16 protein-coding genes are annotated in these 26416 nt (G+C 44.6%); all 16 read left to right on the forward strand.

Annotated features, from left to right (window positions below; translation table 11 throughout):
* Window positions 1–200: 200 nt before the first annotated feature.
* Window positions 201–3413 carry a SusC/RagA family TonB-linked outer membrane protein gene (locus GKS34_RS20030; protein ID WP_163386765.1) on the forward strand — a complete coding sequence of 1071 codons (3213 nt, stop codon included), beginning with the start codon at window positions 201–203 and terminating at the stop codon, window positions 3411–3413.
* Window positions 3414–3477: 64 nt separating this feature from the next.
* Window positions 3478–5316, forward strand: coding sequence for a RagB/SusD family nutrient uptake outer membrane protein (locus GKS34_RS20035; RefSeq protein WP_163386766.1), 1839 nt, complete (start codon window positions 3478–3480; stop codon window positions 5314–5316).
* 130 nt (window positions 5317–5446) lie between these two features.
* Window positions 5447–5899 carry a DUF5018-related domain-containing protein gene (locus tag GKS34_RS20040; RefSeq protein ID WP_163386767.1) on the forward strand — a complete coding sequence of 151 codons (453 nt, stop codon included), beginning with the start codon at window positions 5447–5449 and terminating at the stop codon, window positions 5897–5899.
* Between the two features lie 156 nt (window positions 5900–6055).
* Window positions 6056–7828 (forward strand): sialate O-acetylesterase, encoded by a 1773-nt coding sequence (locus GKS34_RS20045; RefSeq protein WP_163386768.1) that lies wholly within the window; start codon window positions 6056–6058, stop codon window positions 7826–7828.
* 93 nt (window positions 7829–7921) lie between these two features.
* Window positions 7922–8938: a family 43 glycosylhydrolase gene (locus tag GKS34_RS20050; RefSeq protein WP_163386769.1), complete on the forward strand. Its 1017-nt coding sequence runs from the start codon at window positions 7922–7924 to the stop codon at window positions 8936–8938.
* A 22-nt stretch (window positions 8939–8960) separates the two neighbouring features.
* Window positions 8961–10364 (forward strand): alpha-L-fucosidase, encoded by a 1404-nt coding sequence (locus tag GKS34_RS20055; RefSeq protein WP_163386770.1) that lies wholly within the window; start codon window positions 8961–8963, stop codon window positions 10362–10364.
* A complete protein-coding gene (locus GKS34_RS20060) occupies window positions 10361–11890 on the forward strand; it encodes a sulfatase (RefSeq protein ID WP_163386771.1) in 1530 nt (509 codons plus the stop codon). The genes GKS34_RS20055 and GKS34_RS20060 overlap by 4 nt, the downstream gene beginning before the upstream one ends.
* 14 nt (window positions 11891–11904) lie before the next feature.
* Window positions 11905–12981: a glycoside hydrolase family protein gene (locus GKS34_RS20065; protein WP_240459383.1), complete on the forward strand. Its 1077-nt coding sequence runs from the start codon at window positions 11905–11907 to the stop codon at window positions 12979–12981.
* A 68-nt stretch (window positions 12982–13049) separates the two neighbouring features.
* Window positions 13050–13775, forward strand: coding sequence for a DUF459 domain-containing protein (locus tag GKS34_RS20070; protein WP_163386772.1), 726 nt, complete (start codon window positions 13050–13052; stop codon window positions 13773–13775).
* 6 nt (window positions 13776–13781) lie between these two features.
* On the forward strand, window positions 13782–15215 hold the full coding sequence (locus GKS34_RS20075; RefSeq protein WP_163386773.1) for an alpha-L-fucosidase: 1434 nt from the start codon (window positions 13782–13784) through the stop codon (window positions 15213–15215).
* 1 nt (window position 15216) lies between these two features.
* Entirely contained in the window at window positions 15217–16677 is a 1461-nt protein-coding gene (locus tag GKS34_RS20080) for a sulfatase (protein WP_163386774.1), read from the forward strand.
* Complete coding sequence (locus tag GKS34_RS20085) at window positions 16677–18989, forward strand: glycosyl hydrolase family 95 catalytic domain-containing protein (RefSeq protein WP_163386775.1); 2313 nt, start codon at window positions 16677–16679, stop codon at window positions 18987–18989. The genes GKS34_RS20080 and GKS34_RS20085 overlap by 1 nt, the downstream gene beginning before the upstream one ends.
* A 1-nt stretch (window position 18990) precedes the next feature.
* Window positions 18991–21708, forward strand: coding sequence for a sialate O-acetylesterase (locus GKS34_RS20090; RefSeq protein ID WP_163386776.1), 2718 nt, complete (start codon window positions 18991–18993; stop codon window positions 21706–21708).
* A 141-nt stretch (window positions 21709–21849) separates the two neighbouring features.
* A complete protein-coding gene (locus tag GKS34_RS20095) occupies window positions 21850–22497 on the forward strand; it encodes a TetR/AcrR family transcriptional regulator (RefSeq protein ID WP_163386777.1) in 648 nt (215 codons plus the stop codon).
* 327 nt (window positions 22498–22824) lie between these two features.
* Window positions 22825–23364, forward strand: a complete 540-nt coding sequence (locus tag GKS34_RS20100) for a helix-turn-helix domain-containing protein (protein ID WP_163386778.1) — start codon at window positions 22825–22827, stop codon at window positions 23362–23364.
* Window positions 23365–23720: 356 nt separating this feature from the next.
* Window positions 23721–26408 carry an Ig-like domain-containing protein gene (locus GKS34_RS20105; RefSeq protein ID WP_163386779.1) on the forward strand — a complete coding sequence of 896 codons (2688 nt, stop codon included), beginning with the start codon at window positions 23721–23723 and terminating at the stop codon, window positions 26406–26408.
* The last annotated feature ends 8 nt before the right edge of the window (window positions 26409–26416 follow it).

The following is a 26416-nucleotide window of genomic DNA, read 5'->3' on the forward strand; positions in this document are numbered from 1 at the left end:
GTCAAAGTGTTGAATAGCCTATAAATATTATCGAATCACACATAAATTTTAAGCGATGGCAGTAAAAAACCCGAACACCTCATGAGAATCCGATGGGAAACCCGGATGGTTGCAGGGTAAAAATTCCTGATATCAGTCAAATAGTACAGCTGATTAGCAAGACCCTGCATTCAATTATTATAAACCTAACAGACAAAATTATGCTAGTAAAATTACTAAAAAAGGGCCCAATACTGGCCCGGTATTTCATTTATGGCCTGGCTATACAGTTGCTACTATTCCAGGAGGTAGTAGCATTCGGGGTCAACGAAAAAGACAAAAGCGATGCACTTCAAACGAAATCCGTCGGTAATATTGTTGCAGATGTTTTGGTAGAAGGAAAAGTAGTGGATGAGGACGGAAATCCTATCCCGGGAGCAGCTATCCTTGTAAAAGGCACCACATCGGGTACGTCGACCGACATCGATGGGAACTTTTCACTTGAGGTAGATGAAGACGCGGTTATTGTGGTTTCCTTTTTGGGCTTTGCCACTCAGGAAATTGAAGTGGGAAATCGGACTGATTTTGAAATCACGCTCATTGAAGATATTGCTCAAATGGATGAGGTGGTTGTGGTTGGTTTTGGTACCCAAAAGAAATCGCACCTTACCGCAGCCGTGGAACAAATTGGTAGTGAGTTGATAGAAAACCGGCCCATTAACAGGTTATCAGAAGCCCTTCAGGGTGCTGTGGCAGGCTTGTATGTGACCCCTGTTAATGGCGGCCCTGCGCAAGAGTCAAATTTCAACATTCGCGGGTATACGGGATTTGGCCAGAAAGGCGGACCTCTTGTTTTAGTGGACGGAATCGAGCGAACCATGAGCGATGTAAATCCAAACGATGTAGAATCGGTTACGGTGTTGAAAGATGCTGCTGCGTCTGCCATTTATGGATCGAGAGCTCCTTCCGGAGTAATTCTAATCACCACTAAATCAGGTTCAAAAGGAGAAAAAATACAGGTCAATTACAGTGGTAATTACAGTATAGGATCGCCCATAGGAATGCCCCAATGGGCCAATTCCTGGGAATATGCAGAAAAAATAAACGAGCAATACAGAAACTCATTACAAGCGCCCATTTATACAGAAGAGGCCATCCAAAGAATGAGGGATTATGGTGCCGGATTAATCCCCAATAACATAATAACCGAAAATGGCACCTATGGTGCACACTGGGACATGAATGGAAACAGTGACTGGTTTGACATCATGTATAAAAGTGTTGTTCCAAGTCAACAACACAATGCCAGCGTTTCAGGAGGAAGCAACAACACGGGTTATTACGTGGGCCTTGGGTACAATGAATCCATGGGGCTCATAAAAGGTTCTGATGACAGGTTGAACAGGTACAATGCGCTCTTAAAAGTAAATTCAGATGTTACGGATTGGCTTAGCCTCAGGATGAGCATGAACTATGTAAGAACAGATGAAACAGCACCCAATTATCGGGGAGGAGGACCAAATTACGGTGACATTTGGCAGAATGCATCCGCATCACTCCCCAATTGGAATGATTTAAATCCGAATGGGAGTCCCTCTTTTCTAAGTAGTGGCCCCTCATTGCGCGGAGAAGGCGGAACCCAAACCAATGAAAGAAACGAAACCACGCTTACCGGTGGGTTTACAGTAAAACCATTTAAAGGGCTTGACATTCGGGGAAATTATACCTGGAGAAACCTAACTTCCCACCTTGAGCGCAACACATTTGTGATTTTTGTGGAAGAGGCAGATGGAAGCATCCGAAACTCCGCAAGGTCTGCACAACAAAGTAGTGTAATCCGGCAAATGAATTTCACCAATTACCACACCGCGGATATCGTTGCCGATTACAATACGCAGATTGGGAATCACTCCATAAATGCATTGGTAGGTTACCAGGAAGAATACAACAATTTTTCCCGTTTAGCCGGTGTAGGTAGGGATCTATATACCAATTCGGTGCCCAGTATTAGTACCACCTTCAACCCTAATCCAACGGTGAATGACATGTTAACCCATTGGGCGACACAGGGTGTTTTTGGCAGGATGGCCTACAATTATGCAGAAAAATACTTCATAGAATTTAACGGTCGTTATGATGCGCATTCAAAATTTCCGGCAGACATAAGATGGTCCTTTTTCCCCTCCGTTTCCGGAGCCTGGAATATAGCAAAAGAAAATTTCTGGTCTGTCAACAAAGTAGATGCCTTTAAAATAAGAGCCGCCTATACCTCTTCCGGCGACCCCGGATCTGGTAATTACCTGTACCTTCCAACCATGGGTACCGGTATTGGAAATGGGGATGTATTGCTTGGCGGAGTGAAACCAAACATGGTCTTTATGCCACCATTGGTAAGTTCCGATTTAACCTGGTCCTCACCACAAACACTTGGGTTTGGTCTTGATGTGGTTGCTATAGAAAACAGGCTTGAGTTGACTTACGATTGGTACCAGCGCACCATTTATAATCAACCCGGCCCTGCTAAAATTTTACCAGAAACCATTGGAACCGGTTTGCCAAGTATCAATAACGCAGTGAGTGAGACCAGAGGCTGGGAGTTTTCGATGAAGTGGAGAAATACCGGCAGGTTAGCCGGCAGACCATTTAACTATTCTGCAAGGTTTAACATTGCCGATTATATAGGTTATGTGGTAGAATACGACGAAAACATCAACGGTCAAAGAAATGGCACCTGGACTCCGGGCGAGGTATTTGGGCAGATATGGATGTATGAGTCCAATGGTGTGGCACAGAATGTAGCCGATGTGGAAGCAAACGTCCCTCAGGGAGGCGGTTGGTATTATCCGGGAGATCTGATGATGAAGGATTTAAATGGCGATGGGCAGATCAATGCCGGAGAAGGAGGCAGGTGGTATGCCAGGGGAGACCAGGTCATGGCCGGCTATAACTATGGGCGTTACCGATATGGTATGAATTTGCAAGCCAACTGGAATGGCTTTGACCTTTCGGTAACCTTTACGGGGGTTCCAAAATGGATTACCTATACCAACAATTTTCACGTAATTCCGGCTGGGATTAATATTTGGAATTCAAAATGGTTTACAAGTCACAGAGAATTAGGCACATGGTCTCCAGAAACACCGGATAATTATTTCCCCAGACATTCCTTCAAAACCTATGGGGCAAACGACCAATATGTGGAAAACCTGGCACATCTCAGGGTTCAAAATTTACGTCTGGGATACAATCTACCTAAAAAGCTGTTGGACAGGGCGAAGTTGAGAAAAGTATATATCTATACGAGTGCTGAAAACCTGGGCATGATTTATTACAAGTCAAATTTCAGGTATGAACCTGAAATCCTGTCCAGATATGGTGGAAATGGCTATCCTCCACAGCGTCAAATCTCTTTTGGTGTAAACGTAGGTATTTAATATAAAAAAATTAACTATGAAATTTAATCTGAAATATATAAGGACGTTGTTAATCCTATTTACAATGTCATTTTATAGCTGCGTAGAGGATTTTCTGGAAAGATATCCCTTAGATGCAATGACCGATGCGACCTACTTTACTTCTGCAAATGATTTGAAAGTAATGGCGAATGGCTTTTACAGGCTTTTACCAAGATATCATTTTCAAGGACGAGGCAATGGTGCCCAAAACAACCACCTGGATGCCAATACCGACATACAGGTGGGAACCGGTCCTTCGGGGTTTTTATTTCAAAGAGGGGCTTCTGGCCAGGCACCAGCAACAGATGGTAGCTGGAACGGCAATTTTAACTGGATAAGACAAATAAATTATTTGATAAACAACGCAAGACGCGTTGATGCAAGTGTTGAAGCCAATCAATATACTGGAGAAGCCTATTTTTTTAGGGCCTGGGTCTATTTGAACATGTTGGAGCGGTATGGAGATGTTCCCATTTACACAGAAGTACTGGATACGGATAGTGAAAAATTGTATAAAGCGAGAGATTCCAGGTATGATGTAGCTAAATTTATCATTCAGGACCTTGACTCCGCTATTGCGAACATGGGCTGGAAAAATTCCACTTTCGCAACCCCTGGACGGGTAACAAAAGAAGCTGCCCTGGTGATGAAAGCACGTGCGGCTTTATTTGAAGGCAGCTGGGAGCGTTACCATGGATCGAAAAACACCCCATTTGCGGTCGAAGGCAGGGATGGAAGTGAATTTTTACAAATGGTAGAACCTACCATACAGCAATTGATTGACCATCAGGGCACCAATTTATTTACCAATGGAGGACCCTTTAATGAAGCCTATAATCAACTCTTTTCCCAACAGGATGCCTCTTCATCTGCGGGCGTATTTCTATACCGCATCTATGATGTGAATGAAATAGTAGGACATAATTTCTACGATTTGGTAGTAGATAATCCGCAGGCGGTAACCTGGAAATTGGTTGGCAGTTACCTGGATAAAGAGGGGATTCCGCAAGAACTATCTGCTTTGCCCCTGGATTATGCAAGTTTGAATAACCTGGGAGAGAACCTGGATCCGCGTTTCAGACAGTCTATCTGGACTCCTGACAGAGGACCTCACCAGCAAATACCTGGTTACGGGACAACACCTACTCCGCTACCCCTAAGGTATCCGCAGCTTAACAATGTGTTCTCGGCAAACTATACCTCTACCGGACTTCGCAGGTGGAAAGGAGCTATATTAGACAACAATGAATGGCGAAATGGCTCAACAGACGAAGTATTGATTCGCTATGCAGAAGGTTTATTGGCGCTGGCAGAAGCAAAAGCCATATTGGGTACGATCAATCAAGGAGATTTGGACAAAACAGTGAATCTACTTCGTGAACGGGTAGGTATGACACCTCTTTCACTGGCTGAGGTAAATTCCTGGCCCATTACGTATTCGGCAGAAAATGGCTTTGAGCCATCCGAAGCAAATATTGTGAATGAAATCCGAAGGGAACGATTGGTAGAACTTGCTTTTGAAGGACATCGGCAGAATGACTTGAAAAGGTGGGCTGTCTTTCATCAGGTAATCAATGATTGGAAGCCAAAAGGTGCCCAATACCAGGAGTTCGTGGATTATTACAATAATCCATCAATATTAGAAGCAGACGGTGTTAATCCGGGCAATACGGGTATTTGGGCCTTGACGATGGGCGAAGATTTTGATATCTTCAGTGATGGGCACATTAATCCATTTTTCCGAAATCCAGATTTCAGATCTTCTGGAGAGGGTTATTTCGTTGAACCAGGCCGTGTATACCTTTCCCCTATCCCAAGAAATGAAATTGAAGTCTATAGCGATGCGGGATATGAATTGACTCAAAATCCCGGATGGTTCTAAATCAAATTGACTTTCAAAAAATGAATGATATGAAATCGATACGATTAAAATAATCATTAAACACACAGGGTAATGATTATTTTAATCGTCAAAGATTCCATGTGGCCTATTTAAAACAAATTATAAACACATGAAAAAGAATATTTTAATACTATATACCTTGGTTATTGCCGGAGTGCTATCTGCCTGCGAACCCAGGATTGACTTTGATGAAGGACAATGGGGAGACACTGCCTTTATCACCAATGTAAATATATTTACCTTACAAGCGGATGAGCATGAGCTTCAGGAATTTTATGAGAATGAAGAGTTGACACCGGCGCGCAGAAGACTCATTATTTCAACCGGTAATGCGGTGATTGAAGATGAAAATTTCACTGCTACGGTTACGGTACCAGCATCTGCAGACCTTTCCAGGGCCGGTATCATCATTAATCACCAAAGCATGCGGGTAGAACCTGTTGGTGACACCCCAGTTGCGGGTATTATTTCTGACTTATCTGAAAAAAACTTTGTGTATAAACTTGTTTCAGCCGATGGTACAACACACGATTGGGTGATCAGGATTGTGGATGGACAATAAGTCCTGAAATTTAAAACAAGTACTCAAATAAAAAGCAATTCAAGCAGTCAAGTGTATCTTGGCTGCTTGATTTATGCTTAACATTCAAATTATTGCCGTAAAGAAAAATATACAACTTCACAAAAATCACAGATTTAATTGCCCTAAACATAACCTATGAACACCCTTAAAATAGCACTATTTATTTTACTGCTTCCCTCCTGGCTTGCTGCCCAGGAAACCGTTGATCTTTTTATCTGGGCCGGACAATCCAATGCGCAGGGCTATATGGGTGATGCAACGGAATACCCGGAAGATGAGGAAGCATTGGATAATGACATTTTATTAAACTATACTGTATCGGGAAAAGAAAGTTCGAATGGTGATTGGATACCCATGCAAGCCCAAAAAGGGAGGTTTCCTTCCGGCCATTTTGGCCCGGAAGTGAGCTTTGCCAGGGAATTGAAAAAAGCCGGGTACCATCCTGCCATTTTCAAATATACCCAGGGTGGAACCGGGTTGAAAAGGGATTGGAAATCACCCGGAGAAGGGGGCATCTATGATGCCATGGTCACAGATTTAAAAAAAGCCGTGGAAAATATGGAGGAGAGTGGGCATCAGGTTAACATCAGGGGCTTTATTTGGATACAGGGCGAAACGGATGCCGGAGATGATGAAGCAGCCAAAAATTATGAAAAAAATTTAAGCCAACTGATTGCCCATTTGCGGTCTGAAGTTGTGAAAAACGATGCCCTTAAGGTTATTTTGGGGGTAGATGAGCAACACTATTTTGTTGTAGAGCGGCCAATTGTTCTTGAAGCCCAACAAAAAATCGCTCAAAGGGATACAAATAGTATCTATACGACCATGCACGGCCTGCCAAAGGCAGATGTTACCCATTTAACGCCTTCGGGATTGGTAACACATGGTCATCGGATCTTTAAAGCTTATAAGGTAGTAGCGGACACGAGGCATTTTAATTCAAATGAACAAACCTTTGCCGATAGGTGGGAGTACATCGGGATTGCTATTGAAGAACCAGGGTATGTTGTGTGGGGCACTTCACCTGTCCTGGGGGATGATGCAAAAACACACCTGTTTGCTGCCCGTTGGCCAGGGAATTCCGTGGAGCCAGGCTGGCGCTCCAAAAGTGAAATTGCCCATTATGTAGGGGACAATCCGGAAGGTCCTTTTCAATTCTCGGATGTGGCCCTTCAAGGAACGGATAGGGAAACCTGGGATCGGTACGGCATGCATAATCCAACCATTCATAAAATAAACAATGAATACGTGCTGTTGTACATCGCTAATAACAATTTCCAGCAGCCTCCACATCCTTCCAATCAAAGGATAGGAATGGCTATCTCGGAATCGCCCTACGGTCCCTGGGAGAAAGTGAATGGGGACGGACTCCTGTTGGACATTCCTAATCATAGGAATTACTGGAACTATAAAGCAAGTAACGGTGTCAACAATCCTGCGCTATTACAACATCCGGCCGGTGGATTTTACCTCTATTTTAAATCTGAAAAAGGAAGAATGGGGCTTGCCATTGCGGAGGATTTAACCGGACCATACGTGCAAATGCCTTTTCCTGTTACGAAAAACGATCAAGCCATAGAGGATGGTTATGCCTTCATGATGAACGATACTTTTTGTCTATTAACGACCGACAATCATGGACTTATTGAAAAAGGAGGGGGTATTCTCTGGAAATCCAAAGACGGAATCACTTTCGGCCAAAATGAACAGGGATTTTATCCAACCGAAGGCTATTTGGGCAAGGAAAAATTGGAGAATGCGGTCAACCACTATGCCGGGGATATAATTAAATTCGAGCGTCCTCAACTATTGATGGCAGATGGGAAGCCCCGATACTTATATGTCGCATCAGGATATAACTGGTTTGGAGGAGAAGCACCTGTCAGTTATATTTTCAAATACAAATAGAAATGGTCTAAGGAATCCAGGCTTTCTTTTTAAAGTACTGATATTGCCTTGAAAAACGTATACCTAATTAGCTTAATTTAAGCCGTTTATAAAATGAAAAAAAATTATTATAGCAGTCTGCTCCTCCTCTTTCTCCTTTCCACCAATTCGATCATTGCCCAGGAAGCCAATACCGGTTTTTCAGGTGGTGAATTTACATTTTCCGATGTTTCAGGCATTGGATATGAAGCAGGAGTTACACGCCGGGATCCCAGCGATGTGATTAAAGTAGACCAGACGTATTATGTGTATTACACCAAAATACCTGATGCCCAGCCGGAATATTGGGGCGCAGGGTATTGGGGAGCAAGCGTTTGGTGTGCCAAATCTGAGGATGAGGGATTTACATGGACAGAGGTAGGGCAAATGCTGGACGTAGGAGAAACTGGAAAATGGGATTCACAAGCCGTTTTCACGCCAAACATATTTTTTGCCGACGGCAAATACTACCTGTACTATACTGGAGTAAAGCCAACACCCGGTAATGCCGGGGGAGAATTTGAGAACAACAACATCAGTGACATTACAGCGATCGGTGTGGCGGTATCCGATTCGCCAACCGGTCCCTTTAAGCGGATAAACCAGGAACCCATTTTAAAAGTAAGTGTGGAGCCAGAAAAATTTGATAGTTACCGGGTGGACGATGCTTCCTTGCTTTACCGAAATGGATTGTACTGGATGTATTACAAAGGCCGGTCCTTGCTTGGCGGACAGGGCGGACCGGCACACACAGCCATGGGCGTGGCCTATTCAAAGTATCCGGAAGGCCCTTATACCAAATTCGGAAAAGAAATCCTTGAAAGAAGCCATGAAGTATTCATTTGGCCCCAAGGCACCGGTGTTGCTGCCTTTGCTTCCTTATCGGAAACGTTTGAATATGCACCTGATGGAATTGATTTTATGTCAAACAAACTTAATGCAAAGGTAAAAGAACGTGCGGTTGCTCCGGGAGGTTTTCGACCTGACATAACCGATCCTGTGGTTGTAGGAGAAGGATTAAAATGGGGTATATCCATGATTCCAAACAAACACGAATGCTACCTGGTCCGATTCGAGTTAACGTCAAAATAAAAAAATGCAAATAAAAAGATTTATGAAATTGAGATTGATAATGGTAATGTGCTTTTTAGTCTATGGATTAAAGAGTTGGGGGCAGGCAGAAGTCCCCATTCCGACCCAAGCCCAGCTAGACTGGCAAAATGCTGAACTAGTGGCCGTTTTCCATTATGATCTACATGTCTTTGACGGGAAGCCCTACAACCAGGCAAAAAACAGGATTACCCCTATTCCAGATTACAACATTTTTAATCCCGTTAATCTGGATACTGACCAGTGGATCAAAGCTGCCAAAGATGCCGGCTTTAAGATGGCCATCTTAACGGCCACCCATGAAACAGGCTTTGCGCTCTACCAAAGCGACGTCAATCCGTATTCATTGAAAGCAGTCAAATGGAGAGAAGGCAAAGGAGATATTGTCAGGGACTTTGTAAATTCCTGCCGCAAATACGGTATTGCCCCTGGCATTTACATCGGGATCCGCTGGAATTCCTTTTTTGGAGTACATGATTTCAAAGTGAATGGGGATAACGAATTTGCAAAAAACAGACAGGCCTATTACAATAAGATGGGCGAGGGAATGGTAGACGAATTGACCTCCCGCTATGGTGACCTGGCCATCATTTGGTTTGATGGAGGGGCACATGGCCCTGAAAAAGGAGGACCAGACGTACTGTCCATCTTTGAAAAGAACCAACCCAATGGTATTTTCTACCACAATACCCAACGCGCCGACATCCGCTGGGGAGGCAGTGAAAGTGGAACGGTCCCCTACCCCAGCTGGGGAACTTATCCCTTTCCTTATTCCCATGCAGCCAATGGAGAGGTTGTATATAAAAATGATTTTCAGTTGCTCAAGGAAGGAGATCCCGACGGAAAGTACTACATGCCGGCCATGAGTGATGCCCCCTTGCGTGGGTACAATGGAGGCCACGAATGGTTCTGGGAACCGGATGATGAAGAGCATATCTATCCACTCGAGCAGCTCATGGACATGTATTACAGAAGTGTGGGACACAATACCAGCCTGATTATGGGCTTGACGCCCAATCCAGATGGATTGCTGCCCCAGGCAGATGTACAGCGTTTGAAGGAATGGGGAGATGAAATAAAACGAAGGTTTAGCAGTCCATTGGCAGCAACTTCCGGAAAAGGCAAAAAATTTACCCTAAAATTAAAGGAAAGGTCCCAGATAAATCACATCATATTGCAGGAAGATATAGCCCAAGGGGAAAGGGTCAGGGAGTTTGTCCTGGAGGGAAAAACCAAAAATGGCTGGCAAACCATTTTTGAAGGTTCGGTTATTGGGCATAAATTTATCCACAAGCTTGATGAAATGGAAGTGAACGCTGTTCGGCTTAAAATCTCTGAATCAAAAGGAGAAGCTCAAATCAAAACCTTCAACGTTTATAATGTTGAGCAAAAATCATCAAGCAAATGAAAATAAAGTATTTCTTGCTTTTTTTTATCCTGACATCCTGCACAGGGTATACAAACGGTGATAAAGAGAAACAGCCTAATATCATCCTCTTTTTGGTCGATGACATGGGTTGGCAGGATACTTCGGTCCCTTTTTGGAAAGAAGAAACCAAGTTCAATCAACGTTACCATACGCCCGGAATGGAGCGACTGGCTGCCGACGGAATGGTGTTCACACAGGCCTATGCCACTCCGGTTTGTTCACCCACCCGCGTCAGTCTGATGAGTGGTATGAACGCAGCACGCCACAGGGTAACTAACTGGACGCTGCGCCGAAACGCATCCGTTGATGCTCCACACAAAATACTTAGCTTTCCTGACTGGAATGTAAATGGCGTTCAGCCGGTCGATAGCATTGAGCGTTCAGTTCATGCCACCCTATTGCCTCAGATTTTGAAAGATAATGGCTATTTCACGATTCACACCGGCAAGGCTCATTTTGGAGCAATGAATACCCCGGCAGCCAATCCCGAAAACTGCGGCTTTGATGTGAACATTGCCGGGCATGCTGCAGGAGGTCTGGGTAGTTATCTCGGAACTGAAAACTTTGGAAATAAGCAAAAAGGAGAACACACATTGCCCTGGGGAGTACCAGGGATGGAAAAATACCACGGCGACTCGATATTTTTAACAGAGGCTCTTACCATAGAGGCTACGAAAGCGATGGATAAAGCATTGGCTGCAAACAAGCCATTTTATCTGTACATGTCACACTATGCGGTTCATATTCCTTTGAATGCCGACCCGCGTTTTTATCAGAAATATCTTGATAAAGGCTTACCCGAATCGGAAGCTAAATACGCATCGATGCTGGAAGGGATGGACAAAAGCCTTGGGGATCTAATGAATTACCTTAATGAAAAAGAGTTGACTGATAATACCATTATTATATTTATGTCAGACAATGGAGGCTTGAGCGCTTCTCACAGAGCAGGCGAGCCACACACGCACAATCAACCGTTGAACAGCGGCAAGGGCTCGGTTTACGAAGGGGGCATTCGGGTACCTATGATTGTGAAATGGCCTGATACAGTGAAAGACGGTTCAGTAAGTGATGAAATGTTAATTATAGAGGATTTCTTTCCGACGATACTTGAAATGGCCGGAGTAAAAGAGTATGAAACAGTTCAAACCATTGACGGCAAAAGTTTTGTTTCATTGCTTTTAAATCCAGAAAAAGAAACGAAAGCCCGGGATTTGTTCTGGCATTTTCCCAATAACTGGGGCCCTACCGGCCCAGGAATCGGCGCTACCAGCACCATCCGCAGCGGCGACTGGAAACTGATTTATTATTACCACAATCAGCATTTCGAACTTTTCAATATTCCGGAAGATATCGGCGAGCAAAATAATCTGGCTGAAAGAAATCCTGGTAAAGTGAAGGAACTTACTGTGAAACTGGGAGAATACCTGAGAAATGTAGCCGCCCAGCGGCCCTCGTTTATAGAGACAGGGCAACCGGTGCCGTGGCCTGATGAATTAGAATGATAAATTTGAGAACCATGAATAAGAAGCTGTTTATTTTCAGTGCTATAGCAGGCATATTGATGGGAATGCATGTTTCGGCACAAACCCAAAAGAATCCATTGATTCTCAAAGACCGGCTGCAGCCACTTACTGAAAAAAACATTTTTAAAACGGATGACTACTTTAACTGGTGCTCATCAATTATAAAAGGAGAGGACGGGAAATATCACCTGTTTTATTCGCGATGGCCGAAAAAATACACTTTTTTAAGCTGGCTGACTCATTCCGAAGTTGCCCACGCAATAGCCGACAATCCTTCCGGACCCTGGGAATACAAAGAAACGGTACTGAAAAGCCGGGGACCAGGCCACTGGGATGCGATCACCGCGCACAATCCCAAAATCAAAAAATTCGGGGATACCTACTACCTGTATTATATCTCCACGAATCTCGGGGACAAAACGTACACCGACGAAGAATTGATTGAAACCGCCAGGGTGGGATACAGCCACCCCAACTGGAAAGAGCACCTTCGACCCAACCAGCGAACCGGGGTGGCTGTGGCCAAATCGCTAAACGGGCCCTGGACACGAATGGACCAACCTCTCCTTGAGCCGTCCGGGCCTATCTCTACGTTGACCGTAAATCCGGCCATTGCGCAAGGGGAAGACGGGAAATACTACCTGATCGTGAAAGGCGATAAACCCAACGATTCCGGATTTACCCGCAATCAGGCGGTCGCGATAGCCGATTCACCAACTGGGCCTTTTGAAATTCAGTCGACTGCAGTGATCGACGACATGGACACGGAAGACATGTCGGTCTGGTACGATCACCGGCGAAATCGGTTTTACGGTATATTCCATGCCCACAGTTTTATAGGCATGATTCAATCCACCGATGGAATCAACTGGAGCGAGGCTACCCCCTTTGAGATTCAGAAAAAGCGGATACCAATTGTGGATGGTCCAGCCTTGATTCCCGACCGGATGGAGCGTCCATTTCTATATCAGGAAGCGGGTGAGCCAAAAGTGTTGAGTATGGCAATAAAAATGGGCGATGAGGCGTACATTGTTTTTGTACCAGTGCAGCAGAATCCGAATAGGCCATGAGTGGATCAAAATATCAGGAAAACCTTCCATGTATAAAGGTGATGTTATTTATCTAAAAAAGTAAACCTATGAAAAAGAAAACAACCTACCGCAGCCCCCAACTTCTGTTTTGCGGCACACTGGTCTTTGTACTGGTTACCAGTGCTGTACTTATCCCGAGTAAAGTAAAAGTGGCATGCGTCGGAGATAGCATTACCTACGGAGCCCGCCTGGATGACCGGGACCAGCATTCTTATCCAGCCCAATTGCAAGAGTTTTTGGGAGAAAATTATTCCGTGGAAAATTTCGGAGTGGGTGGCTGTACCCTGATTAGAAAAGGTATTCCTACCGTTTGGAACGAATTACCAAAAATAAAGGCGGCAAACCCCGACATAATTATCATCAGTCTTGGCACCAACGATACCTGCGGCATGGGTACCTGTGGGGACCGAAAGTGCTGGGAATACAAGGATGAATTTGAAAGCGATTATCGGGATCTTGTTGATGAATTATCAAAATTATCCTCCAGGCCACAAATTTACCTCTGCGCTCCATCGCCAATGGTGCTGGAAACTCCCGGCCTCGATAGTGAACGCATAGCCGGACTAACTATCCGAAAGCCCAGACTTCAGGAACTTATTGGCATGACAAAAAGGGTTGCAGCCGAGAAAAACGTCCATTTTATTGACCTGAATGGACCTTTGGATCACCGGCCGGAACTATTTACGGAAAGCGATGGCGTACACCCAAATAAGGATGGTTACAGGGCTATTGCGGAATTGGTAGGAAAGAAACTGGTAGACCAAATTAATTAGAATAATATGTTACAATTTTTATCTAATTGCGGTAACCTTTTCAAAAAAAGGAATTCACTTACCCTGAGTTTATTCTTCGCCCTTTGTTTGAATAACGTTGCGCAGCAACAGGTTCCTATTCCAACTCCAGCCCAATTGCAATGGCAGAATGCCGAACTGGCGGCATTGGTTTGTTGGGACATGCATGTTTTTGATGGCGAATTCTATGTGCAACCAAAAGCAAGAATCACCCCGGTAAAGGATTACAACTCCTTCAATCCACAAAACTACGATATGGACCAGTGGATCCGGTCGTTAAAAGATGCCGGATTTAAAATTGCCATTTTTACCGTAAGCCATGAGACCGGCTTCTTTTTTCACCAAAGCAACGCTACCCCCTATTCCATGAAGGCCTTGAAATGGCAGAATGGACAAGGGGACATCCTTCGGGATTTCAAAGCAGCTTGTGAAAAATACGATATACTCCCTGGCGTATATATCGGCACACGCTGGAACGCCTATTATGGCGTTTATGACTTTAAAGTCCAGGGCGAAAATGAATTTGGACGCAACAGGCAGGAACACTATAATGGAATGATTGAAAAAATCGTTGCCGAGATATTCACCAATTACGGTGATTGGGCAATTGTCTGGTTTGACGGGGGGGCACATGGACCCGAACAGGGAGGGCCGGATGTATTGTCCATTTTTGAAGAACACCAACCCAACAGTATTTTTTATCACAACCTCCAACGGGCGGATATTCGCTGGGGTGGAAGTGAAACCGGAACCGTGCCTTACCCTAGCTGGGGGACTTTTCCCTACCCGGCGATTGGTGCCGGTGAAAGTGCCAAAAAGGAAATTGGAGCCAATAATTTTGAGCTTTTAAAAACCGGAGACCCCAACGGCAGCTATTACATGCCTGCCATGAGCGATGCCCCATTACGTGGACATGGCGGCCACGATTGGTTTTGGGAGCCAAATCGTGAACATATTATTTATCCGCTTGAAAACCTGGTGAAAATGTATTATAACTCAGTAGGTCACAATTCGACATTGATCCTGGGCGTGACGCCCAATGCTGATGGCTTGATGCCGGAACCTGATGTAAAACGGCTTAAAGAATTCGGAGATGAAATCCATCGGAGATTTTCCAATCCCCTGGCTCGGACGTCAGGCACGGGAAACAACATTACCCTCGCCCTGGAAAAACCTGTATCCATGAATCACATCGTTTTAGAGGAAGATATATCAAAAGGAGAGCGGGTACGGGAATTCATACTGGAGGCAGAAATGAACGGAAAATGGACAGAAATTTACAAGGGTTCTTCCATTGGACATAAACATATTGTACCCATAGATACCGTACATACAGATAAAATCCGGTTTGTAACCTTGTCCTCAGTAGGTGAACCACAACTAAAATCCCTGTCAGTATACAAAATTGACCCACTACGATAACATGATTTTATCTTTGCTTCGAATCGCGTTTTGTTTGTCGCTGCTCCCCACAGGGATCCAGGCACAGGAACGCAAAAATGTGACTCCAAACGTTCTTTTTATCCTTGTTGATGATTTGGGTTATCATGATCTGGGCTACACCGGGAGCCGCTTTTATGAAACTCCACATATTGACAAACTTGCCAATGAAGGTATGGTATTCACCCAAGCCTATGCAGCCAGCCCCATTTGCTCCCCCTCCAGGGCAGCCATTCTGACCGGAAAATACCCGGCCAGGATAAATCTGACAGACTACATCCCCGGCAACCGCCATTACGGCCCCCATCCGGACCAAAAACTGGCTTCTCATCCCTTTAAGTTATTTCTGGATCCAAAGGAAACCACGATGGCAGAAGCGTTTAAATCCAATGGCTATACCACCTTTTTTGCCGGAAAGTGGCATTTGGGGGAGAAAAAGATGCATTATCCGGAAAATCATGGTTTTGATATCAATAAGGGAGGGAACCATACCGGGCACCCTGCTGGTGGCTATTTTTCACCCTATAATAATCCTCAATTACCTGATGGACCGGAAGGAGAGTACCTGACGGATCGGCTAACGGATGAAACCATAACATTTATTACACAAAAAAGGGAGCAACCGTTTTTTGCCTTCCTGTCATATTACACGGTTCATTTGCCTCTGCAGGGAAAACCTGAAAAAGTAGAAAAATACAGAGACAAGCGCGATGATATGCAGTATGAGGGGGAAGAATATGAGCAGCAAGATGAAACCTATATCAAAAATCATCAGAACAACCCTCCCTATGCCGCCATGGTGGAAAGACTGGATGAGAATATTGGACGGCTCATGCAAGCCCTTTCCCAAACCGGGCTTGACCAAAACACCCTGGTAATTTTCACCTCGGATAATGGAGGCATGGCTACCAGCAACCTTGCCAAACAGATACCCACTTCCAATGCCCCCCTGCGCACAGGAAAAGGTTATTTGTACGAAGGAGGCATCCGTGTTCCCCTGATCTTTCGCTGGCCGGAAAAAATAGAACCGGGCAGCAGCTCTGCGTACCCGGCAACCGGAACCGATTTTTATCCCACCATTCTAGACATGACCGGTCTAAAAACCCTGCCAGAGCAACACCAGGACGGGATCAGTTTGAAACCCCTGCTACTTGGCGAAAAATTGGACAATCGTCCCTTGTTTTGGTATTACCCCCATTACAGTGGCGGACTAGGAGGCCGACCTTCCGCAGCAATCAGGGAGGGGAATTATAAACTTATTTACTTTTTTGAATCCAACCGAAGTGAATTATATAATATGGAAAGCGATAGGGAGGAAGACACCGACCTAAGCGAGAAATTTCCGAAAAAAAGAAACCGATTAAACAAAAAACTCCAAAACTGGATGGAGGAAATCGCGGTACAGTTGCCGTATCCAAACCCATCCTATCAACCTGAAAAATAATGGAATTCAAAAAACTTCCTGGCCTTACATCTACCCTATTTTGTTTGTTTATCATGGCTGCTTGTAATGAAAAGCAAGAACAGCAGACACCACCTTATTATATGGAAAGCGCTTTCCCTGATCTGGCCCAGACCTGGGATGAAGCCATTCCACTGGGTAACGCTACACTTGGAGCACTTATTTGGGAAAAAGAAGGTAAACTGCGGTTTTCATTGGATCGGGCAGATCTTTGGGACCTGCGAAAAATGGAAAACCTGGACTTTGAAAAATACGATTTCAATTGGGTGAAAGATCAATGGGAAGCGAATGAGTACGGTGCTGTTCAAAGGCAATTTGATGTCCCCTACGATACCCTATCCGGCCCTTCCAAAATCCCCGGTGGCGCACTTGAACTTGATATTTCCGGACTAGGAGAAGTGGAATCCGTTAAATTGGACCTGCAAAAAGCCACTTGTGTAGTCCGATGGCGAAACGGTACGGTTCTACGAACCTTCGTCCATGCCACGGAACCTATTGGCTGGTACCGTTTTGAAAATCTTGAAAGAACACTTCTACCAACGATTGTCCCTCCTCCCTATGTTGGAGAAGGTGCCGTAGGAGTCCAGAATCCGGTCAGCGGGCAAGACCTGCGAAGGCTGGGATATCGCGCGGGAAAGGTTTCGAAAGGAGAAAACACCATTACCTATGAACAAGAAGGATGGGACGAGTTCCGGTTTCAAGTAAATACAAGGTGGGAAGAAAATGGGGACCGTCTGGAGGGATCCTGGAGCATCAGTTCAAAGAAGAAAGATGAGGAGACAGTCAACACAGCATCCGAGATAACCGAAGATGCCTTTGCAAAAGGCATGGATGAATTCCAGGAGGATCATCTTACCTGGTGGGATGAGTTCTGGAAGTCTTCCGCCATACACCTTCCCGATACCCTTCTGCAGCGGCAATATTACATGGATATGTATAAACTGGGCGCGGTTGCCAGACAAGGAGCGCCCCCCATTTCCCTGCAAAGCATCTGGACCGCGGATAACGGAAAGCTGCCCCCTTGGAAAGGTGATTTCCACCACGACCTCAATACCCAATTAAGCTATTGGCCCACTTATTCAGGTAACCACCTGAAGCTTGAACAAGGCTTCATAGACTGGCTCAATCAACATCAAACCACCTTTAAAAAATACACCAGAGAATATTTTGGAACGAGTGGATTGAACGTTCCTGGGGTAACCACTCTGGAGGGAGATCCCATGGGCGGCTGGATACAGTATGCTTTTGGCCCCACCGTAAGTGCCTGGTTGGGGCACCACTATTACCTTCACTGGAGATATTCGATGGATAGGGAATTTTTGGAAAAGGATGGGTATCCCTGGATTCGGGACGTCGCTATTTTTTTGAACGAGGTTTCCGTTCTGGATGAAGATGGGAAAAGAAAACTTCCCTTATCTTCCAGCCCCGAAATCCATAATAACGATGCCAGGGCATGGTTTGACCAAATGACCAATTATGATCTTGCGCTGGTACGTTGGACCTATACCACTGCCGCCGAACTGGCAAGGGAACTTGGATATACCGATGACGCCGAAGCATGGAATTCCATGCTCGCCGAATGGCCCGATTATGCTACCGACGAAACAGGACTAATGGTAGCTCCCGGCAATCCACTACAGGAATCCCACCGGCATTTTTCCCATATTATGGCCATTCATCCCCTAAACCTGATAGACCCTTCCAATGGGGAAAAAGACCGTGAAATCATAGAAAATACCATTGCCCATTTAGATGAAATGGGATCATCCAACTGGACCGGCTATTCCTTTGCCTGGCTGGGAAACCTTAAGGCGAGGGCAGGAGATGGAGAGGGTGCCGCCAGGGCCTTAAGGGATTTTGCTTCTTCCTTTGTATTGCCCAATAGTTTCCACGTCAATGGAGACCAATCGGGAACAGGTAAGTCGAGCTTTACCTACCGCCCCTTTACCCTGGAAGGAAATTTTGCCTTTGCTGCGGGGATTCAAGAAATGCTGATACAAAGTCACACTGGCGTGGTAAAGTTGTTTCCAGCCATTCCTGCAGACTGGCAAGATGTTTCTTTTACAACCCTGAGGACCCAAGGTGCATTCCTTGTTTCTGCAACTATGGGGAATGGAAAAGTAGACAACGTGGAGATTACCTCTGAAAAGGGAGGAGAAATAATTTTTGAAAATCCGTTTGGCAATGATGAATTTTCATCTGATAAAGAATATTTAAAGGACGATCAGTTTATAAAACTTACGTTAGCTGAAGGAGAACAAGTAGTTTTTAACCGCGAAAAAGAGGGGCATTAGCATGAAGTGTTTCAGCGCAATCACCGGTATTTTCCTGCATCTTCTGGTTTTGCTTCCGATCGATGCACCTGCACAGAAGGCCTTGGATCTTTTTATTTGGGCCGGCCAGTCAAATGCACAGGGGTGGATGGGTGATGCTGCCAGCTACCCGGAACAAGGGCAGGAATTGGATGAATCGATTTTATTAAACTGGACTTTTGTGGACAACCAAAGTTCCGGTGGTAACTGGGTTAAGATGCAACCTCAGGAGGGAAGGTTTCCCAAAGGCCATTTCGGGCCGGAGGCACGTTTTGGCCGTGAACTCAAAAAAGCGGGGTACAATCCTGCCATATTCAAGTATACCAAGGGTGCTACCGGCCTTGCTCGCGACTGGAAATCTCCCGGAGACGGCGGTATCTATGATCGGATGACCGAAGATTTGAAGTCCGCTATAAAACTACTTGAAGAAGAGAATTTTAAGGTCAACGTGAGAGGGTTTATCTGGATTCAGGGTGAAACCGATGCTGGCAATGAAAATACGGCCAAGGAATATCATGCTAACCTGAGGGAAATGATTAATGATTTGCGCCGGAACGTAATAAATGAGCCCAATCTGAAAATCATTCTTGGAGTGGATGAACAGCATCCCTTTGTGAAAGAACGTCCGGTGGTAGTAGAAGCTCAGAAGAAATTAGCCGCTGAAGATTCAACTATTGCATTTACCAGTATGAAAGGTCTTTCGAAGGCCGACGCAACTCACCTCACGCCGGAGGGGTTGGTAGCGCATGGAAAACGAATTTTTGACGCGTATCTATCGCTCCTTACCGAAAACGAAAAAATGCAACTTACGGCCTTTCCGGGAGAAAAAACGGATTGGAACGGGTTTGTGCGGTATACCTTTCGATTCGAAGGCAGGGATGCGCATGTCACCTTACCGGAAAAGGCCCTTAGAGGTAATCCATGGGTCTGGCGGGCACGTTTTCCGGGATGGCACACGGAAATGGATAGTCTACTGCTTTCCGAAGGTTTTCATGAAGCTTTTATCAACACAAATAATATGTATGGCAGTCCGGCTGCTGTTGCGGTTTGGGACCGCTTTTACAATTACCTGACAACCGAATGGAAGCTCCATCCTAAAGTTGCGTTGGAAGGGGTAAGTCGCGGGGGCTTATTCATTTACAACTGGGCCAAACGAAATCCGGAAAAGGTGAGTTGCATTTACGCAGAAGCCCCGGTATGCGATTTTAAAAGCTGGCCAGCTGGTTTTGGAGGAGGTAGAGCGAGCGAACCTGATTGGGAACAGCTGAAAAAAGAATATGGTTTTTCATCGGACGAGGAAGCCCGGGCATATAGGAATAACCCGATTGATAATCTCGAAGCACTGGCATTGGCAAAAGTGCCTGTTTTGCACATGATTGGACTTCACGACGAGGTGGTTCCACCACAGGAAAATACGTATGTGCTTATTGACCGGTATATAAAACTCGGCGGCCCGGCAACGGTTATTCCGTGCACAGTAGGGAAGCAGGATTTATTTGGGCACCACTTCCCTATTGAAACACCCCGACAAGGTGCTGATTTTATCAGGTATCATACGGAATTGCCTGATCAACTTCTTCATTCCGAAAACTATCACAATCCGCGGCATGGGATCCGAAACAGTCTTATAAAGTTTCAAAAGGAGAAAAGAGGAAGGGTTGCTTTCCTCGGGGGATCTATTACCTATAATAGTGGCTGGCGAGACAGTATTTCGAACTATCTTCAGGAACGTTTCCCTGATACTGAATTCGAATTTATTGAAGCGGGTATCCCTTCCATGGGATCCACTCCGGCTGCTTTTAGGCTTGAACGGGATGTACTTGCTGGTGGTTCAGTAGATTTGCTCTTCCTGGAGGCTGCTGTAAACGATCCATCGAACGGCAGAAGCAGTCAGGAACAGGTCAGGGCAATGGAGGGAATTGTTCGGCATGTTCGCCGGAATAATTCCGCTACAGATATTGTTATCATGCATTTTGTGGATCCTCAAAAAATAGAAGATTACCGCTTAGGACAGGTGCCGGAAGTAATTCAAAATCATGAAAAAGTAGCCGCTCACTACCGTGTGGCAACCATTAATTTGGCAAAAGAAGTGACCGAACGCATCGATGCGGGTGAATTTTCCTGGAAGGGTGATTTTAAAAATCTCCATCCCTCACCCTTTGGACAGGGGGTTTATTTCGGTTCTATAAAAACTTTTCTCGAAAAAGCCTGGGCTGGAACAGTAGCGGAAGAAGACAAAATTGAGGGCTACGTTTTGCCTGAACCGATTGACTCGGCAAATTATGACAACGGAGCACTAATTGGATCACAAGAAGCCCTAATTCTTTGTGGCTGGAAGATGGTTGAAAACTGGAAACCGGAGGATGGAAAGGGAACACGGACCAATTATGTGGATGTGCCCATGCTTATAGGCCAACATATAGGTGACATTCTGGAATTTACTTTTAACGGAAATGCGGTTGGCATAGCTGTCGCCGCGGGACCTGATGCAGGCATTATCGAATACAAAATCGATAACAATGACTGGCAAACGCAGGACCTTTTCACCCGCTGGAGCTTTAACTTGCATCTCCCCTGGTATTACACGCTGGCGGCAGGATTGGTAGAGGGTGAACATGTCTTGCATATTCGAATAGCAGGAGAAAAAAACCCGCAAAGTAGCGGTAACGTGTGCCGAATAAGGTATTTCTTTGTCAACTAATTATTCTTTGATTCTAAAAACAGAAAAATTAACGATAGGTTGGTAAAGTAACGGACTGTAAATTTAGTGTTAGTACCTGAGTTTTTTTACTTTTGTCGGGATGAACGGTTATTTGGCCAAACAGCCTGTTAAGCAGTGAAGATGAAGAAAAAAAGCAAAACCAATACCAAGCAGCGGATAATCGATACTGCGATAGACTTGTTTAATAAAAACGGGATACAAAATATCACCAGTAGGCATATTGCTACGGAGATGGGGATTAGCTACGGCAACTTAGACTATCATTATAAGAATAAAGAAGCACTCTTGCTGGCAATTTACAAGCAAATGAGGGACGAGATGTCCGATTCTTACACTTCAGCGGACCCGACTACCGGTAGTTTTGAGCAGATTCACCGGCTTTTGCTGCACTTAGAATCCTTTCAATATAAGTTTCGATTTTTTAATTTGGATGTTTTAGAAATATCCCGTTCCTACCCAAAAATCAACCGGCTTCTAAAAAACACCTTCAGGATCCGGAAAGAACAAATGGCTGATATGCTTAAACAGGCCATTGCCGATGGTTTTTTTATAAAAAGTACGGAAGAAAACATCGGACAGCTTCTTTTGTCCATCCGGATCATTATCACCTTCTGGCTTTCGCAGGAAGAATTGCTTTCGGATGCTGAATCTAAAAAAAATGACAGTGGCATGTCAGGGCATATCTGGCAGCTTCTTTTGCCCTATATGACGGAAAATGGGCAGCTTTTATACGACAGCCTTGTTGCTAAGTCAGCGGTTAGCAATTAGCCTATAGCCGATCGACACTACCCTTGGTTCAAACACCGATACCCTTCCATTTATAGTATTTCCCAGACCTGATGGGTAGCGGCAGCCAAGGGACCAGGCTGATGGTTACGCTGTTGTCTGGTTTATTGTCAGGAAATAACAGTAGAGACTATAAGGACCAACTAAATACTATATTTTTAATAAGTTATAATTTATTTATTTTAATTTAAAATGACTAAATTTGAATAAATTAATTAATTATTATTATTTTTTTATTAGACCTGTGAAATCTTTTCCTCTTAATATCTTCTTTATGCCCACCCCTTATTGAAACTGTATATTAAATCCATGGCAAGCCTCTGCAGCAAAATGGTAGTCAAGGATGAATTATCTAAGCTGGGAATCCAATACATTTCCTTGGAACTGGGCGTGGTAGAATTGGAGAATCCCATCTCTACTGAGCAGAGACAACTGCTTAAGGAAAATATAATGATCTATGGATTGGATCTGCTGGACGACAAGAAGGATATTCTTGTCGAAAAAATCAAAAATACCATTATAGAAATCATCCATTACTCGGAAGCTATCCCAAAAGTGAGTCATTCTATTTTTTTGAGTCGTAAACTAGGGTACGACTATACTTACCTTTCTAACATTTTTACAGAAGTAAAAGGAATCACTATACAGCAATACATTATCATCATCAAGATAGAAAAGGTAAAAGAGCTTATCCTTCACAATGAGCTCAACCTCTCCGAAATCGCATATAAAATGCATTATAGTAGTGCCTCCCATTTATCAAAGCAATTCAAGAAAATTACGGGAGTAACCCCTTCCATTTTTAAAGACTTGAAGATGAACCGGGCAGACAATCTCGAAAACCTTTAAACCCCGTACTGGGTTTTATTCTCCACAATCAGCTCACAGCACATCTAGAAAGTCAGGGAATATGATGCATCATTTTTTTTACTGCATTATAGGTCATTTGTAATTCATTTTTGTCAAAAAAGGGACATTCACCCTTAAAATCGACCCAGTAAAAGACCGGATTTTCCTCAAATTTTAATTTCAGTTTTCTGAAAAGCATTTTCATTTATCCAAATAACAAATAAAACTATACTATTGTGGATAAAACACAAATTAATATTTGGAATATGTGAGATTTATAACATAAATGAAGAAAAGAGTATAGTTTACCGGGCTGAGCATAGCCTAATTTTGTGGTAATGGAAAAATTATACAGTATGAAAAGGAAAAATTACAAAACGAGATTATGGCTGACCGCTCTGGCAGCCGTATCCATAGGCGCCTTGTTTGGAGGATGCAAAGATGAGTTTGAAGAAGTATTGGGCATTTGCCCGGAAGTTGAATCTACGAATCCTGATAAGGATGCTGTTGGCATTCAATTGAACAACGAAATTAGCGTCACCTTTAATGAAGCCATGAATCCCGCAAGCATCTCGCCGGGTGTTTTTAGTCTAAAAGTGGTCAATGCTTCTGCTTCCGGCAGGATGGCAATCGCTTCCGAGGCACCTGAGGAAATTACCGGAGAATTAACTTTCGAGGAAGAAACTAACAAAATGAGTTTTAAACCTGATGTGGATCTTCTTCCTAACACTACCTATACCGGAAGGGTGGAACCGGTTGTAGCAGATAAAATGGGAAATGTGTTGCAAGCTGCCTATGAGTGGAACTTCACTACTGGCGTTTCACCTGCCGTAACCTCCACAAGCCCTGCCAATCAGGCCAACGGAGTCCCCCTTGACCAAACGATCACAGCTACCTTTAGTACAGAAATGGATGCATCAACCATCACTGCGGCTAGCTATAAATTAATGGCAGGTACCACGGTGGTTACAGGCGAGGTGACCTATTCAGATAACACGGCAAGCTTTGACCCGGAAAACGACTTGTTGGCCGCAACAACCTATACAGGCACCATTACCATGGAGGCTAAAACCAAAGATGGAATCCCAATGGCTATAGCATATAACTGGACCTTCGACACTGGAACTGCTCCGAGAGTTTTGGCTATTGATCCCCTTGACCTGGCTACAGGTGTTTCTATAAATAAGATCATCAAAGTCACCTTCAGTGAGCCGATGGAACCTGCCACGATTACCGCTGCTTCCTTCACTGTGAGCAATGGTTCAACACCAGTGTCCGGTACCGTCACTTATTCTGAATCTACAGCGGTTTTCACTCCAGCCGAGAGCTTACTGGTCAATACCACTTATTCAGTAAGTATCAATAAATTGGCGAAAAATTCCACTGAAGTTTCGATGGCCCAGGATTTTGAAAGCAAATTCACCACCGGCAATTCTTCCATTCCAGAAGTGACCACTACCGATCCTGCGGACAATGCAACTAGCGTTGCACTGAATAAAGCAGTCATGGCCACTTTCAGTGAAGCAATGGATCATGCAACCATTACAGAAAGCACTTTTACGTTAACGCAAGGGAATACAGCTGTAGCCGGAACGGTATCCTATAGTGGAGCAACGGCGTCATTTAAGCCTACCAGCGCCCTTTCAGCCAATCTTACTTACACGGGAACCATCACTACCGGGGCCATGAATGCTGCCGGAGCAGGCCTGGCAGAAGATTATGTTTGGACGTTCACCACGGTAGCGATGGGTGTTCCAGCGGTACTTTCTACCGATCCAATGAACAATGCAACCAATGTAGCCCTCAATAAAGTTGTGAAAGCTACTTTCAGTGAAGGAATGGCACCCGCAACCATCACAGGAAACACTTTTACGTTAACCCAAGGGAATACAACAGTAGCTGGAACGGTATCCTATAGTGGTACTACAGCGTCATTTACGCCTACTAACCCACTTTCTTACAATCTTACCTACACAGGTACCATCACTACGGGAGCAGAGAATGTTGCCGGAACAGGCCTGGCAGAAGAATATGTTTGGACGTTCACGATGGTGCCTCCAACGACCCCTGAGGTTCTTTCAACTGATCCTATGAATAATGCGGAAAATGTTCCTCAAAACAAGGTGGTAAGGGCAACATTCAGTAAGGCCATGGATCCGGCGTCGATCTCCGGAATGACATTTACCCTTCAACAAGGTACAGAAAATGTTTCCGGAAGCGTTTCTTATAGTGGAACTACCGCTTCGTTTACTCCAGCCAGTTTGCTTTCGCCTAATCTATCCTACACTGCCACCATTTCAACAGGGGCAAAAAGTGAGGAAGGTGTAGCGCTGGAAAGTGATTATGTCTGGAATTTCAACATTGAAAATCCAGTCTCTCCTTATTTTGTAGACCTTAATACTGCAGAAAGGTTTGGTATTTTTGCTGCCACCGGAGTCAGTAACAATGCAGGCTTCAGCGAGATCCGAAATTTAGATGTGGGTATCTCACCGGGTGTCCGCACCTCGGTAACCGGATTCCCACCGGCAATCGTGGAAAACGGAGCCATTTTCGCTTCGGATGATGTATCACCTTCCGGCGTGGCAGCGATGCTATCAAAGGCAAAACTAGACCTGACAGCGGCTTATTTATTTGCTGAAGGAGCAACTACCCCTGCACCGGCAACAGTAGAAGGCGACCAGGGAGGCAAAACCCTTGCACCGGGGATTTACAAATCCACTTCTACCCTTTTGATTCAAAATGGTGATTTGACACTTGATGCACAGGGTAATCCCAATGCGGTTTGGATTTTTCAGATTGCATCCGGTTTCACGACTGTAGGCGGAGCAGGTGGAAACATCATATTGAGTGGCGGTGCTCAAGCCAAAAATATCTTTTGGCAAATCGGAAGTTCCGCTACCATTGGCGATAACACCAAATTCCATGGAAATGTATTGGCACGCACCTCCATCACCATGAATTCCGGTGCAACCATAGTAGGCAGATTACTGGTCCTAAATGGCGCCGTGGTAATGACCGATACAAACACCATCGAAAGACCTTAATCTTAAAA

The sequence above is a fragment of the Cyclobacterium jeungdonense genome (genome assembly GCF_010994275.1).
GTDB lineage: Bacteria > Bacteroidota > Bacteroidia > Cytophagales > Cyclobacteriaceae > Cyclobacterium > Cyclobacterium jeungdonense.

Excerpts from the sequence above, each read along its gene's own strand:
- GKS34_RS20075 (WP_163386773.1), top strand. The coding sequence starts at position 13,782 with ATGTTACAATTTTTATCTAATTGCGGTAACCTTTTCAAAAAAAGGAAT.
- GKS34_RS20085 (WP_163386775.1), top strand. The coding sequence starts at position 16,677 with ATGGAATTCAAAAAACTTCCTGGCCTTACATCTACCCTATTTTGTTTG.
- GKS34_RS20040 (WP_163386767.1), top strand. The coding sequence starts at position 5,447 with ATGAAAAAGAATATTTTAATACTATATACCTTGGTTATTGCCGGAGTG.
- GKS34_RS20070 (WP_163386772.1), top strand. The coding sequence starts at position 13,050 with ATGAAAAAGAAAACAACCTACCGCAGCCCCCAACTTCTGTTTTGCGGC.
- GKS34_RS20095 (WP_163386777.1), top strand. The coding sequence starts at position 21,850 with ATGAAGAAAAAAAGCAAAACCAATACCAAGCAGCGGATAATCGATACT.
- GKS34_RS20100 (WP_163386778.1), top strand. The coding sequence starts at position 22,825 with ATGGCAAGCCTCTGCAGCAAAATGGTAGTCAAGGATGAATTATCTAAG.
- GKS34_RS20050 (WP_163386769.1), top strand. The coding sequence starts at position 7,922 with ATGAAAAAAAATTATTATAGCAGTCTGCTCCTCCTCTTTCTCCTTTCC.
- GKS34_RS20045 (WP_163386768.1), top strand. The coding sequence starts at position 6,056 with ATGAACACCCTTAAAATAGCACTATTTATTTTACTGCTTCCCTCCTGG.
- GKS34_RS20080 (WP_163386774.1), top strand. The coding sequence starts at position 15,217 with ATGATTTTATCTTTGCTTCGAATCGCGTTTTGTTTGTCGCTGCTCCCC.
- GKS34_RS20065 (WP_240459383.1), top strand. The coding sequence starts at position 11,905 with ATGAATAAGAAGCTGTTTATTTTCAGTGCTATAGCAGGCATATTGATG.
- GKS34_RS20060 (WP_163386771.1), top strand. The coding sequence starts at position 10,361 with ATGAAAATAAAGTATTTCTTGCTTTTTTTTATCCTGACATCCTGCACA.
- GKS34_RS20105 (WP_163386779.1), top strand. The coding sequence starts at position 23,721 with ATGAAAAGGAAAAATTACAAAACGAGATTATGGCTGACCGCTCTGGCA.
- GKS34_RS20030 (WP_163386765.1), top strand. The coding sequence starts at position 201 with ATGCTAGTAAAATTACTAAAAAAGGGCCCAATACTGGCCCGGTATTTC.
- GKS34_RS20035 (WP_163386766.1), top strand. The coding sequence starts at position 3,478 with ATGTCATTTTATAGCTGCGTAGAGGATTTTCTGGAAAGATATCCCTTA.
- GKS34_RS20055 (WP_163386770.1), top strand. The coding sequence starts at position 8,961 with ATGAAATTGAGATTGATAATGGTAATGTGCTTTTTAGTCTATGGATTA.
- GKS34_RS20090 (WP_163386776.1), top strand. The coding sequence starts at position 18,991 with ATGAAGTGTTTCAGCGCAATCACCGGTATTTTCCTGCATCTTCTGGTT.